Origin of the sequence: Halomonas sp. MS1 (genome assembly GCF_024182575.1) — a bacterium.
Lineage (GTDB): Bacteria > Pseudomonadota > Gammaproteobacteria > Pseudomonadales > Halomonadaceae > Vreelandella.
The window spans coordinates 2,555,570-2,570,862 of sequence record NZ_CP098926.1 but is presented as its reverse complement, the minus strand read 5'-3'; the positions used below and the strand labels follow the sequence as shown (position 1 = coordinate 2,570,862).

Genomic DNA, 15,293 nt, shown 5'->3' with positions numbered 1-15,293 from the left:
ACAATTAACATTTACATAAAATCAAAATGAACCTAATGCAAGGAAAACATTCGTGAACCAACCTTTTTTACGCAAGCGGTGGCTAACGGCCGCAGTTGCTTTGGCTGCCTGCAGCACGTCGGCAGCTGTGCTTGCTCAAAATGCTGAGCAGAACACGCAATTGGATAGCAATGCGCCGAACACATTGCCTACAGTACACGTAACGGGTAATAGAATTTCAGGTGCATTACAACCCACTGAGGGATATACCGCCGATACTAGTCTCAGTGCCACCAAGACTGACACTCCTCTGATGGAGACAGCCCAGTCAGTATCCGTGGTCACACGCGAGCAGATCGAAGATCAAAGCGCGCAAACGATACAGCAAGCCCTACGCTATAGCCCTGGTGTGTTCACAGGCACCCGCAATGGCATTGGAGGTCGTGTTGATTTTATCAATATGCGCGGCTTTGGGGGCGTCGGCAGTATCGACAACATCTATTTTGACGGCCTTAAAATGGCTAGCGATGTTTCTGGCTATAATTCATTACAAATTGATCCCTATTTTCTTGAGCGGATCGATGTGTTCAAGGGGCCGACATCCGTTTTGTACGGGCAAAGCTACCCTGGTGGCTTGGTTGGGCTGACCAGTAAACGCCCTCTATTTTCATCTAGCCATGAGATCCAACTAGAAACGGGCAGCCATAATAAACGTACAGCTCGATTTGACGTCAGTGGCCCCATAGGGGAAAACCAACAGGTCGCCTATCGCCTAGTAGGGCTAGCCAGCGGTTCGGACAGTCAGTTCGACCATGTAGAGAACGAGCGCTATACCATTGCTCCCTCTTTGACGTTCTTGCCAACCGATGCGACATCATTAACCGTCATGGCCTACCTGCAGCACGAGCCAAATCGTGGTTACTATGGTTGGACACCAGCCGACGGTACGGTGCGAGATTATAATGGTAGACGGATTGATAATAACTTTTTTGATGGCGAGCCAGACGTCAATGGGTTCGAGCGTTATCAACGACTAATAGGTTACCAACTAGAACATCAATTCAACGATCAGTGGCAAGCTCGGCAGAACTTCCGCTTTACCTCTTCAAATATCGATTATGATTCAATTTATTCCAGTAGTTACGTTGGTGATAGTGATCTGCTAAATCGACGCGCAGCGAGAGCCGATGAATCCATGCACGCCTACCATGTAGATAATCAGCTACAGGGGAGTTTTACGACGGGGTCTCTGGAACATACACTACTGGCCGGTGTGGACTACCAGTACCAACGCAACTCGGGGGAATGGCAGTTCGGATCAGCGTCTCCCCTGGATGCTTTCAACCCACAGTACGGAAACACACAAATCACATACGCAGCGCCTACTAATTTCATCAACAAGGTGGAGCAGACTGGGGTTTACTTGCAGGATCAAATCAGCTTCAATCGCTGGCGTTTCAACCTGTCAGGGCGTCAGGATTGGGCTGACACCAGTACCGCCTATACCAACTTAGGCATGTCTTCTGAAAGCGACAATGAGAAGTTCACTAGCCGTGCCAGCTTATTGTATGCCTTTGATAACGGTATTTCCCCTTACGTCAGTTACTCGGAATCATTTCAAGCAGCATCCGCTACAAGGACTGATGCATCCGGAAACACATTAGATCCGAGTGAGGCCTCTCAGTACGAGACAGGTATCAAGTATCAACCACCCGGCAGCAATGACCAGTACACAGCCGCTTTATATCATCTAGAGCAGGAGAATGTTTCCGAAGCCATTCCTAACACATCATTCTATGAGTCTATCGGAAAAGTACGTTCGCGCGGCTTAGAACTCTCTGCCATCTTACGTCCCACTGAACAACTTTCATTACTCGCCAACTATACATACACGGACATGGAGTACGTCGAGACCAACGATGAAACCCAAGGAAATACTCCTCATGCCGTGCCCCGTCATATGGCCTCTGCGTGGAGCAAATATGAATTCACGAAGGGGGCGTTAAACGGCCTGGGGATTGGCGCGGGAGTCCGCTACAATGACTCTACATGGGGCGATGAGACCAATACGTTCCAAGTCAGCGGCTATACGCTAGTTGATGCCATGTTGGAATATGATCTGGGTGCGTTATCAAGCGACCTTGAGGGCATGGACTTGCAGGTCAATGCCAACAATCTGCTTGATAAAGAGTATACGTCCTCTTGCTCTAGCTTCAGGATTTGTCATTTTGGCGAAGAGCGCAATGTGACAGCAACCGTCAGCTATCGTTGGTAGGTGGCTTGTCCTATTGAGGAATTAAGAAAAACAAATTCAGGCTAAAATGAGAAATCGAGGTGCTTTTATACTCATAGGCATCTCGTTTTTTATTTAAACTCCCCTATTTTAATGACAGATCAAAAACCAAAGTTTAATTTTTCATCTGTTAGTCAAGGTATACAAAGACGACATGACATCATCAGCCTATAAAAATCTTATGTTACCAATATTGCTTATATTAATTTTATTATCTGCGGCTAACGCTGATGATCAGCAGCGTGATGTTACTTTTGATTATGCGGTGGCAGATACGCTTAGTGCCTTACACCAACCACCCATTGCTTTAGCAGGCCTAGCACAATACAGGCAATTATACAAAGAACATTTACTTCCTGATACCTTTGATCTCGGACTTAGGTTTCAACCCAACCTTGAGTATCTTGCATCACTGAAACCTGATGACATAGTGATAGCACCACCAGCCCATCTGAACTTAGAAGACAAACTTTCCCGTATTGCTCATGTAGTAAAAATCCGGCCATTTATGCAAGGCCTGGATGTTTGGCTAAGCCTTGAACAATTGACCAGGGAGGTGGGGGAGCTGAATGGCGGGCAACAGCAGGCCGAAGCATTCATTGACTCTGTTGAAGCCAGAATGTCAGCGATTGCGGCACAGATTGGGAGGCCTGCAGAAACTCTACTGATTATCGAAATCCGAGACAACCAGCATGTGCGTGTCTATGGGCCAGGGAGCCTGGAAGATGCAGCTTTGACACGGCTTGGATTTGAAAATGCTTGGCAGGGGCCTACTAATAACTGGGGGTTCAGTACTCTTTCAGTTCGTGAAGCATTTGCACTAACAGGTCAAATCGTTGTTCTCCAGCCAGCTTATTCTCAAGACATATCTGGTTCAACATTACCAAAGTCAGGGCTATGGCAGCATTGGCTAGATGATACGTCGGTAAGTATGGAAAGAAACTATTGGCCATGGGGAGGCTTTCCTTCCATGCTCCGCTTTGCTGAATCTCTCCAAGAAGCACTACAAGCAGATACCCAAACTTAATCAAAGCGCGCTAAGCGTTCCTAGCGCGCTAAGCGTTCCTAGCGCGCTACTGAAACCACCTTAAGAGTTATAAACTCAAAAAATTATATTATTCAAAATAGGTTTTTCTCCACTTCGTACGAGTGTTGCCCAGCACTAACTCCTAACCGCTTCTCCAGCTGAGAGAGCAAGGCACTATCAGTAATGATTGAGAAATGATCATTGAGAGTCTCAATTGAGGTTTTCGGGACGCTATTCAACTGATTCGCCAGCGCCTGCTGTTCTTCCCAAGCTCTTCCCGCTTCCCACCAACAGTCCACTTCACAGTTTAACGCTGGCAAGGTATCAAGCTGCTGTGAAAGCAATTTCAGATAACGCGCCACACAAAATATCCGAGCAAGTGCTTCACTACCCAGTGCAGCATAACCCTCGCGGCCATGTATATCGGATGATGCTATTGATCTCTCCAACTTAATGGCAATTTCTTCCTCACTCGGCTCTTTCGTGTCCTCTTCATTACTTTCGAATGCTTCAAGCGAAGCACCTGGCAGTATGACCGATGAGAAACTAACAAGATCTCGCTGCCAGCTATCCTCACTATGCAGACCACCGCCCGGTATATAGGGATCTATCAAAGCCAGTTGACTCACATCTTGCCCGAGCCCTTCAAGTCGAGCCGCGATCATCGCAGCCAATGCCCCGCCAAGAGACCATCCTAATAGCCGATAGGGGCCCACAGGCTGTATGCGACGTATTGTCTCCACATAATCATCAGCCATTGCTTCAAGTGAGGAATCTCGATGCTGTGGATCGGTCAACATTCGGCTTGGCAGACCGTAAACCGTGCATACTCCGTGCAAGCGCCGGGCTAACGGCTGATAATCAAAAACTGTTCCCATTACGGCATGGATGCAGAACAGCGGTGGCTGATTAGCACACTCGCCATTTAACATGATAGTCCCTTTGGGCAGCGCCTCAGTGTTTTTCCTCACTCCCAGCAGATCAGCAATGGTCGGTTTCTGCATTAGGTCAAATAGCTTAAAGTTAAGCTGTGGTTCCTCTAAAACTTGTACTCGGCTCATCACTTGTAGGCTCAACAGAGAGTCTCCACCCAGCTCGAAGAAGTTGTCGGTCTCGCCGATCCGTTTAATGCCAAGCACTTCTTGCCATATCTCGGCGAGCTTTCGGGCTGCCCGCGTCGAGGGAGCGACATACTTGCGGCCTTCCTCAACATTAGGTTCAGGTAGTGCCTTGCGCTCCACTTTGCCGTTGGCATTTAGCGGCAGTGAATCGAGCATGATCACGACTCCTGGCACCATATAGTCAGGCAATCGTTGACCCAAACGCTCGCGTAGTATGGTGGTGTCGAGTTCAATGCCGACTTGGGGAACTACGTATGCCACTAGTCTCGAACCATTTGGGCCCTCTTGGGCGACCACAACCGTCTCACGAACCTCTGGCTGAGATAACAGTTCAGCTTCAATTTCTCCTAGCTCAATACGCAGGCCGCGGATTTTCACTTGGTGATCAAGGCGGCCCAGGTACTCGAGCTGGCCATCCTCCCGCCAGCGAACCAGATCGCCGGTGCGGTAAAGGCGTTCGCCTGCAGCAAATGGGTCGGCAACAAAGCGCTCCGCCGTTAAATCACTTCGATTGAGATATCCACGGGCCAGACTTACCCCGCCCAGGTATAACTCACCCGCTACACCCTGTGGGACGAGAGTGAGCTCATCATCTAATACATAGGTGCGGGTGCCACTGATGGGACGTCCAATGGGTATTTGACGTTGAGTGTCACCACGACACCACCAGTGAGTGACATGAATGGTAGTTTCGGTAGGGCCATAGAGATCGTGAAGGTTGGCACCACCCAGACACTCAGCCACATCCTTCTGTAGCGTGGCTGGAACGGCCTCGCCACCACACATAATATGCTTGAGCCGCGTCCTGGTCTTAACATCGGGATAGGTCAGGAAGGCCTTTAACATTGAGGGCACAAAATTGAGCGTGGTGACGCCGTGCCGCTGGATCAGCTCGATGATGCGCTCTGGATCCCGATGGTCGCCCGGTTGGGCGATCACCAAACGTGCCCCGACACTTAGCGGCCAGAAAATCTCCCAGACTGAAACGTCAAAGCCGAACGGCGCCTTGTGCAGTACGGCATCCGCATCGGTGAGCTGGTAGGTCTCCTGCATCCAGGCCATGCAATTGGTCAAGGCATCATGGCGGATAGCGGCACCTTTAGGCCGCCCGGTGGAGCCTGAGGTATAGATCACATAAGCAAGATGCTCCCCATGGATCGCCACCTTTGGATTGATAGAGGCGTGATGTGCCACATCCAGACGATCCAACTCAACAACGCTTAGGCTATCAGCTACTGGCAATGACTCGCGCAAGTGATGCTGAGTCAGCAGCAGCTCAATGCCACTATCTTCGACGATAAAGGCCAACCGCTCCATGGGATACTCAGAGTCTAGCGGCACATAGGCGCCTCCCGCCTTAAGAATAGCCAGAAGCCCCACCACCATCTCAATGGAACGCTCTGCGGCAATACCTACCCGGGTTTCAGGGCGCACACCCAAGCCAATCAAATAGTGCGCTAAACGGTTGGCACGAATATTAAGCTCGCCGTAGCTGAGACGGTGCTCTGAGAAGATCAATGCCATTGCCTCTGGCGTCTTCATGGCTTGGCATTCAATCATTTGGTGGACTGGCTGACCACTGGGATGCTGGAGTGAGTTCTCGCCCCACTCGCTCAACAATTGCCGTTCGTCTTTTCCTAGCAGGCTTATGTCACTTAATGATTGCTGAGGCGCCTTTTGAAGACTATTTACAATGCCGACCAGTGCCGCACACATATAATCACACAACCGCTGAGCCCCGAGTTTGCGGCTAACCTGCCCCACTAGTTGAAACCCCTCCCCAAGGTCGTCTACTGACATCACAATTGGGTAGTTAGTACGACCTCGATTGCCCAGGGCTTTCATCCCTTCCCACGCCCGGCTAGTTGCATTCTCCCTCTCCAGAGTACTATAACGATAGTTCAATAAGGTTGAGAACAGTGGTGATCCTCCACCTACTCCGCTGCATCGCTGTGCTAGTCCGAGACTAGCATGCTCATGGTTCAACAATTCGGCCAACTCACTATGGGTCTGGCGTAAACAGTCGCCCACGCTGTTAGTACCTAGTCTAATACGAATAGGTAACGTGTTAATGAACATCCCAAGTGCTCTTTCGGCGCCTTCACTACCTTGCATACGGCCAAATAGTAGGGTGCCGAACACCACGTCGTCCCGCCCGGTCGTTTTACTCAGCACTTGCGCCCAGGCTAGGTGAAATAGGGTAGCGGTACTGACACCATGTCGCTGTGCCTGCTGTCGAACTTGTTGGGCCAGTTCTGCTGTCAGTGGTAAGCGAATCTCCTCAATACCACTGCCATCGCCACGTACATCCAGTAATCCGAATGGAGCAGTAGGCTCCTCAACATCGCCCAATTTTTCTCTAAAGAAGGCTTCATGCTCTGTCTGACTCACTCCCAACCTTGCCTGTGCTACGAAGTTTCGGAATGGCGGCGGTTTGGGTAACTCACCTTCTCGTCCTTGCTGGATTAGGGCAATCTCGTCCACTAGCAGATCAAGTGTGGTGTGATCCAGCACCAAGTGGTGGCTGGGCAGTTGCAGTAGCCATCGTCCTTGCTCAGCATCTTGTGCCGCAATAACTCGCACCATCGGCGCCTGGCGTACATCGATGCGATAATGTTCAGGATCAACATGAGCATTTAGTCGCTCAGAAACGCTGCACGAAACACTGGTTTCTTCCATTTCCAGCCATTCCACCTCTAGGGAGGCGTACCGATACACTACTTGCACTGGTTCATGAAGCCCTTCCCAGAGTACTGCAGTGCGCAAAATATCGTGACGGGCAATAAGTTGATTGAAACCGGCAACGAACTGCTCAAGTCGTTCCTTACTATCAAAACCCAGCAGGCAAGGGAGTACATAAGTGTCACCCTCTTGCTGTAATCGGTGATGGAAAAGGATGCCCTCCTGCAATGGTGCCAGAGGGTAGATATCCTGGATATTGATCGCCCCGCCTGACACTGCATCTTCTATGCGACTGATTTCATCTATATCCAAATCGATCAGCGTCAGCATCTCCGGCTGGATCGACCGACAATGCTCTGGAATCCTGTTGGGCGGTACAACCAGTTTTTTCCTATCAGATTTTAGGGACAGCGCCTTGGCAAAGGCCGCTAGTTCTGGCGACTGGAACAACGTCCGCACTTGAGACTCCAGGCCTCGAACCCGCATACGCTCAAGCACACTCAGTGCCAGCAGCGAATGCCCCCCTAACTCGAAGAAGTTGTCGTAGCGCCCTACCAGCTCGACACCCAGCACCTCACTCCAAATCGCTGCTAGTGTCTCTTCAATCTCACCTTGGGGCGGCTCGTATTGCGAGCTACTAGCGAAGTCAGGCTCGGGCAATGCCTTGCGATCCACCTTGCCGTTGGGCGTTAGTGGCAAGGCATCGAGCATCACCACCACACTTGGCACCATATAGTCGGGCAATACTTGCCCCAGGCGTTCGCGTAGCTCGGTCGCATCAATCGACTCATGTGGCTGGGCGACGGCATAAGCCACTAACCTAGCTCCTCCTGGCCCTTCCTGGGCCACCACTACCGCTTCTCGTATTACATCGAACTCCACCAACCGAGACGTTATCTCTCCCAACTCAATGCGCTGGCCCCGTATTTTGACCTGTTGATCGGTGCGCCCGATGTATTCAAGCGCCCCATCGGTGCGATAGCGGGCCAGATCGCCTGTCCGGTAGAGCCGCTCCCCAGGCACATCGGCAAACGGGTTGGGCACGAAGCGCTCGGCCGTCAGCTTCGGCTGATTCAGGTAACCCCGCCCAACACCGACACCGGCGACATATAGTTCGCCACTCACCCCTATTGGTAGTGGGTTCAGTTGATTGTCGAGGACGATTAACTGGGTGTTGTCGGCCGGTTTACCGATTGGCACCACGGCTACGTGCTCGTCATCGTCGCTACGCAGTAAGTGCAGGGATACATCATCAGCACATTCTGCAGGGCCATAGGCATTGACCAATGGGATCGCCGGGTAGCGTGCGAACCATTGGCGGACTAGCTCAGACGTGGAGGCTTCGCCCGTGGGCAGCAGCCAGCGCAGTGCTGGCAGGTCGACTGAGGCAGTATTCAACATTCCCTGGATCACTGCAGGTACGCTTTGCAGTACCGTGACGCCGTTGTCGCGCACATAAGGGAGCAACGCACTGGGATCGCGTGCAATCTCATCAGGCACGATCTCGATGCAAGCACCACACAACAGCCCCGCCAGCGTTTGCCAGACGGAGATATCGAAACTCAGCGCTGCAGTCTGGGCGATGACATCGCTGGCCGACAGATCCAGGTAGGGAACCTTACTCAACTGGTTATTGAGCATGCCACGATGGCTAACGACGACACCCTTGGGTTCGCCGGTGGAACCAGAGGTATAGATGACATAGGCAGCCTGATCAGGGTGCACCGGTACGGTGATATCACCCTCTAGCCCTTCCGCCACGGCTAGTTCCTCAAACACAAACATCTGCGGCGGGTTGGGCATGGATGCAAGCACAGCTTCGAGACGCTGTGTCTGCCCAGCGGTGACAACCAGAACTGATGCCTGGCTGGACGCCAGCATATCGACGATACGCTGATCAGGAAGCCGGGTATCCAGTGCTAGATACGCACCGCCAGCCTTAAACGTGCCCAGAATCATGCTCGGTAACGCCAAGCCACGCTCGGCATGCAGGGCTACGACATCATCCTTCTTCACCCCTGCTTGCCGCAGCGCCTGGGCAATGCGATTAGAGGTGCCTTCTAGCCGATCATAAGTGAGCGACTCTCCCTGGTGGCGAACGGCCACTTGGTGTGGATGCTGTCGTACTTGCTCACGGAACAAGCCGATATAGCCTCGCTCAAAGGGGTAAGCAACCGACTGCCCACTGCACTGTGCCCGCTGCACCTCTATCTCATCTACCGGCAATATTTCCAATTCATGATAGGTAGCGTCAGGTCTGTCAATAATTTGCCAGAGGATTTGACGGAAGCCCGAGAGCAGTCTCTCGACCTCAGAGCCGTCAAACTTTCGGGCGTCGTAGGAGAGCTGCAGCATCAGCTGCTCGCCAGGCACCACCACTACGGTCAAGGGGTAATTGGTGTGGGTACGGTTGCCCTTGATAGACACATGAAGATCATGGATTTTCTCCATTATGCTGGCATCTATCGGCGCATTTTCGAATACAAAGAGGCTATCGAATAGGCTGCGTGCTTGTGACCGCTCTCCCAACGATTGAATTTCGACTAACGGCAGATGCTCGTATTGACGCATCTCCAGGTTTTTCGCCAATAGTCCATGCAGCCAATCAAGGACAGATGTTTGCGGCGAAGGCGCTGACACACGTAGAGGAATCGTGTTGATAAACAGCCCCATCGTCTCCTGTATGCCCTCCAGTTCTAGCGGACGCCCAGCTACTGTCACGCCGAATAGGATGTCATCCACCTGAGAAAGCCGCCCTAACAGCAGTGCCCATGCCCCTTGTACGATCGTATTGATAGTCAATTGATGCTGTCGGGCAACGCTCTGTAGTCCTGCACTCTCATCGTGGGAGAGCGAGGAGAATACATCAGCCACCGTGGCAACGCTGTTGAGCGAACCGTGCGGTTTAAGATAAGGAATCGGCGTTACCTCATCGAAACCTTCAAGCTCATGTTGCCAATAGTTGCGTAGCACATTGGCATTCTGCTGCTGCAACCAAGCAATAAAATCACGATATGGCCTTGGTTGCGTCAACTCGTGACTCGTCCCGAGACGATAGGCATCGTAGTAGTGGAAAAAATCGCTGAGCAGCAGGGAACGACACCAGGCATCCATCAGGATATGGTGGAAACTCTGTACGACGTAGAACAGGTTCTCCGCCAGTTGAATAAGGCGTATCTTTAGCAGTGGTGGCCGTTCCAGATCGAAGCCATCATCAAGTTCCTGACGCAATAACTCCGACAAGCGACGATCGGCCTCATCCTCATCAATGCCGTGCCAATCGATATATTCCACTGGTGAAGGGGCTTGCCGATATACCACTTGCAACTGCATCTCTTCGGTGCGCCAAACAAACCCTGTACGTAGCACCTCATACCGTTCGACGACTCGCTGCCATGCTTTCTCGAAAGCATTGACATCAATCGGCGAAGCAAACCGATAGCGATCCTGCATCATGTACATACCCGCGCCCGGATTGAGCAGGGTATGCAATAGCAGCCCTTGCTGCATCGGCGCCAACGGGTAGATGTCCTCAACATTGGCGACATCCAACCTCAAATCGTCCAGTTGCCCTTGACTCAGCCCCGCCAGCGGGAAGTCCGATGGCGTAGCGCCACGAACTCCGCTATCACAGTGTTCAAGAAGTGCCTCTAGTTGCGCTTGGAAGCTTGCTTGCAAGGCATGCATCGCTGCCTCGCTGTGAATCTCACGACTGTAATTCCAGTCAAAGCGCAGTTGGCCCTTCTGAACCCAGGCCACCACCTCAATCCAGGTACGGCGTTCACTTTGCGGCGCGCGTGGCTGCCCTGTGCTCTCTTTGGCTAGCCGCCAGGCCGCATCGCCCTGCAGGGAGCGGTCAAACTGGCCTAGATAATTGAAGGTGACCTGGGGGTAGGCACCGCCGACCAGCGCGGGTTCCTCTTTCAAATAGCGCAACACGCCGTAGCCAAGCCCCTTGTCGGGCACTTGGCGAAGCTGCTCCTTGATGGCTTTTAGGCTCGAGCCCGGTTCCGCATTACCTGGCGTCAGGCGAACCGGGTAGAGCGAGGTGAACCAGCCCACGCTGCGACTGAGATCGATACCGTCGAACAGGTCTTCGCGGCCATGGCCTTCCAGTTCGATTAGTACACTGTCTCGCTCCGCCCATTGGCACAGGGCGCTCGATAGTGCAGTGAGGAGCAGATCATCCACCTGGGTGCGGTAGGCTTTATGCACTGGCCCCAGCAGTTGTATGGTTGCCTCAGTAGACAAGCTGCCGGCAAGTGATGCGGTATCGGCAACGGTGTTGCTGCCCAGGAGATTCTGTGCCGGTAGGCTAGGCTCCGGCTCTTTGACAAGACCTTCCCAATAGGGGCGTTGCTCAGCCAACGCCTCCGATGTGGCGTAGTCGGCCAGGGCGCGCGCCCATTCATCAAGCGAGGTGGTGGCTGGTGGCAGATCGAGCGCCTTTGCTGCACTTAACTGCGTGTAGGCCGTTTGCAGGTCGTCGAGAATCACGCGCCACGAGACGCCGTCTACCACTAGGTGGTGAGCTACTAGCAGCAATCGCCCACCATACTCGCCTCCCAGTTCCATCCAGATGGCACGGAACGGCCGCTCCAGGCTTAGGCTGTGTTGCGCAGTGCCGGCGGCCTGGATGATAGCCTGCGCCAGATCTGCATGATCGCTCAGGTCGAGGTGCTCGAAGAGATCACCAGCCAGCTTGCCATAGACTTGTTGCCAGCTATCGCCAACGCGCTCATAGCGCAGCCGCAAGGCACCATGGTGATCTACCACTGCCTCAATGGCACGCCGTAGCAGCGCGGCATCTACATCACTGGCCGCTTCCAGCATCAACGACTGATTCCAGTGATGTGGCTCGGCGAAGTTCTGCTCGAAGAACCAGCGCTGTACCGGCAGCAGTGCGAAGGGGGCGACCTTATCTGGTACAGCCACTTGTTTAGGGTTGGTAGCCGCCAAGGGAGTGGCCATCGCCGCTACGGCGGCAATAGTCTGCCCTTCCATCAACTGCTTGGGTGTTACCTTGTAGCCACGCTTGCGCGAGCGCGCGACGATCTGCAGGCTGAGAATGGAGTCGCCACCCAGCTCGAAGAAGTTGTCATTACGTCCCACCTGGTCGCAGCCGATTACGTCGGCCCAGACTGCTGCCAACGCCTCCTCTGCTTCTCCCTGGGGAGCTTCAAAGGCTTTGCCACTACCGGTTTGCACCGGCTCGGGCAGCGCCTTGCGATCCAGCTTGCCATTGGCGGTTAGCGGTAAGGCATCCAACCGCACCATGGCGCTGGGTACCATATAGTCCGGCACGCGCTCGCCAAGCCGCGCGAGTAATGCGGCGTCATCGACGCCGCTCCCGGCGGCTATCACCACATAGGCGTACAGTTGTGCGCGGCCTTCTTCGTTTTCCCGTGCAATTACTTCAGCTTCTGCAATATCAGGCTGATCGCGCAACAGGGCAGCAATCTCGCTCGGTTCCACCCGATAACCGCGAATCTTGACCTGATCATCCGCACGGCCAAGGAACTCCAGGCTACCATCGGCCAGTTGGCGCACCCGGTCACCGCTGCGATAGAGCCGTTCGCCTGCATGGAAGGGGCTGGCGACGAAACGTTCCGCCGTTTGCCCCTGACGCTGTAGATAGCCGTGAGCCAGCCCGGGGCCACCCAAGTAGAGCTCCCCAGCAACGCCTTGCGGCACCGGATTAAGCCAGGGATCGAGTACATAGGCCTGAGCATTGGCCAGCGGCGCGCCGATCGGCACGCCGCTGGCAGCTTGATCGGCCATATCGGCTTGCTGGGTGAGAATACCTACCGTGGTTTCCGTAGGACCGTAGTGATTAAGCACCTGGCAGGTTGGCTTGAGTTCGGTGAGACGTTCCAGTAGCGCCCAGTCGGTCGCTTCGCCGCCCAGAATCAGGCGCTCGTACGGAAGCACGTCAGCCGGAGTTGCCGCACTCAGCAGCGCCCGCAGGTGGCTAGGCACAATTTTGAGCACATCCACCTGCTGTTCGCGCATATAAGCCGCAAAGGCATCCGGGTCGAAGGCGCACTCGGGGGAAATAAGATGCAAGGTACGCCCGGTGCACAAGGCACCAAACAGCACGGTATGGCCCAGATCTGCCGCCACCGTCGACACCATCGCCATGTTGCGGGCACCTTTTGGTAGCGCCAGCGCCTCCAGAACACCCTGCACGTAATTGGCCAGAGCACCGTGACTTACCGCCACCCCCTTGGGCTTGCCCGTAGAGCCAGAGGTATAGATCACATAGGCGGTCTGCTGAGGATGGATGACGGGTAGTTCGTGCTCAGTTGCAGCCGGCATATCATTAGCAAACGCCAGCGCCATTACCTGAACGTCACCGCTCCAGTCGCACGCCGTACTGCTCAACATTAAACGAGCGCCACTGTCAGCCAGTTGATAGGCCAAGCGCTCCGCTGGCAGTTGTGGATCAAGCGGCACAAACGCCCCGCCCGCTTTGAGTACGGCGAGGATACCCAGCACGTACTCGCATGAACGATCGGCGTGAATGGCAACACGCACCTCGGGGCCTACGCCTTCTGCGATTAGTGCTTGTGCCAGACGCTGGGCTCGAGCATTCAGGCTGGCATAAGTGATGCCATGATCCGGCTCATCTTGCATCGCAAGTTGTTGGGAATGTTCTTCGACGGCTTGATCCCAGAGCTTTGTGACGCTGCCGCAAGAAAATGTGGTTGACTTGCCTGCAAGCGCCGAAGTCGGGGCTGGGATTTCGAGCGATGCCAACGGTGTATTAGGCTCTTTAAGAACCTGCTCAGCTAGGCTTTGCAGTGCTCCGGCGAGTCGCTTGATTGTCTGTTCGTCAAACAGTGCCATCGCATAGGCAAAGACACAGCGAATACCATCGGAGGAATCGGTAAAATCAAAGCTTAGATCGAAGTGAGCATCACCACCGCTGAGTTCTTCAAGATGTACCTTTAAATCACCTACGCTCTTTTCTCTTTCCAGCTCTTTCTGCTGGGTGCACTTGACCTGGAATAGCGGATGTACACCAGGCTGGCGCTCAGGTTGTAACGCTTCTACCAGAGTATCGAAAGGAATATCCTGGTAGTCCTGTGCATCAAGCACGGTTTCTTTAACGGCGCCTAATAAACTGGCAAACCCTTTGGTAGGATCTAATAAAGTTTTCAGCACTTGAACATTGAGCAGATAACCAATCAAACCATGTGTTTCAGCTCTGTTGCGATTCACACTTGGAGAGCCTATCCGTATATCGCTCTGTCCACTGAAGCGATGTAGCGTCAGCTTTAAAAGTGACAGCATCACCATATACAGTGAAGCGCCATGCTCACGGGCTAACTGGTGAATGCCGTGGCTCACTTCACGAGATAATTGAGCATGACATTGGCTGACTTTCGATGTTTCCTGGGAGCCTCTTGGGCGATCAAAAGGAAGATCCATCGGCGTGTGCGAGTCCCCCAGACGCTGGCGCCAGTGGTCTAGCTGCTGCTCCTTTTCGCCAGCCTCGAACCAACTTCGCTGCCACATCGCATAATCACCAAACTGGATGGGTAACGAAGGTAGTGCAGCATTGCGTTGTTGGATTCGGGCTTCGTAAAGCTCGAACAACTCACCGATGAGCAACTGAACCGACCAACCGTCACAAGCGATATGGTGCAATACAATGGCAACCGCATAATGGTTAGTATTCAACTGGTAAATTGCCATGCGGAATGGCGGTTCAACATCAAGCGCAAACGGGCGCTGAGAGAACTCGCCGATAAGGCGCTGTAGCTCTTTTTCCTGCCCTAACTCGTCGTGGTGCTGCAAATCATCGTGTAATACCGGAACCCGCCAGCCACTGAGAACCTCCTGCAGAGGCTCTCCATCCTCGCTCTGAGGATATATTGTGCGGAGTACTTCATGACGCATCACAAGGTCATTCACACTCGACTCGAATGCAGCAACATCCAGTGGGCCTTGCAAATGAAACACACCGGGCATGTTATAAGCCGGGCTTGCCGGATCAAGCTGCCATGTCAGCCATAAGCTACGCTGCGAATATGACAACGGAAATTGCTCAGCTCGGGTAGCCTGCACGATAGGAAGCTCACGAAAATCGATGCCACTACTTCTCAGCTTATTCAGAAAACTTCGCTGCGCATCGAGCTTTAGTTCTGCAAAACGTTGAGCAATCTTTCTTTCGTCCAATTCCATG

3 protein-coding genes are annotated in these 15,293 nt (G+C 53.2%); 2 read left to right on the top strand and 1 reads right to left on the bottom strand.

All coding sequences use genetic code 11. The features are described 5' to 3' along the window. Window positions 1–52: 52 nt before the first annotated feature. Together NF683_RS11660 and NF683_RS11655 are read left to right on the top strand one after the other, a co-directional pair. Window positions 53–2,254: a TonB-dependent siderophore receptor gene (locus NF683_RS11660; RefSeq protein WP_253920066.1), complete on the top strand. Its 2,202-nt coding sequence runs from the start codon at window positions 53–55 to the stop codon at window positions 2,252–2,254. A 172-nt stretch (window positions 2,255–2,426) separates the two neighbouring features. Beyond that, window positions 2,427–3,299 carry an ABC transporter substrate-binding protein gene (locus tag NF683_RS11655; protein WP_089038951.1) on the top strand — a complete coding sequence of 291 codons (873 nt, stop codon included), beginning with the start codon at window positions 2,427–2,429 and terminating at the stop codon, window positions 3,297–3,299. 92 nt (window positions 3,300–3,391) lie between these two features. On the opposite strand, the gene NF683_RS11650 is transcribed toward NF683_RS11655, so the two are convergent. Continuing rightward, window positions 3,392–15,292, bottom strand: coding sequence for an amino acid adenylation domain-containing protein (locus tag NF683_RS11650; protein WP_253920065.1), 11,901 nt, complete (start codon window positions 15,290–15,292; stop codon window positions 3,392–3,394). Between the last annotated feature and the right edge of the window lies 1 nt (window position 15,293).

Excerpts from the sequence above, each read along its gene's own strand:
- NF683_RS11655 (WP_089038951.1), top strand. The coding sequence starts at position 2,427 with ATGACATCATCAGCCTATAAAAATCTTATGTTACCAATATTGCTTATA.
- NF683_RS11650 (WP_253920065.1), bottom strand. The coding sequence starts at position 15,292 with ATGGAATTGGACGAAAGAAAGATTGCTCAACGTTTTGCAGAACTAAAG.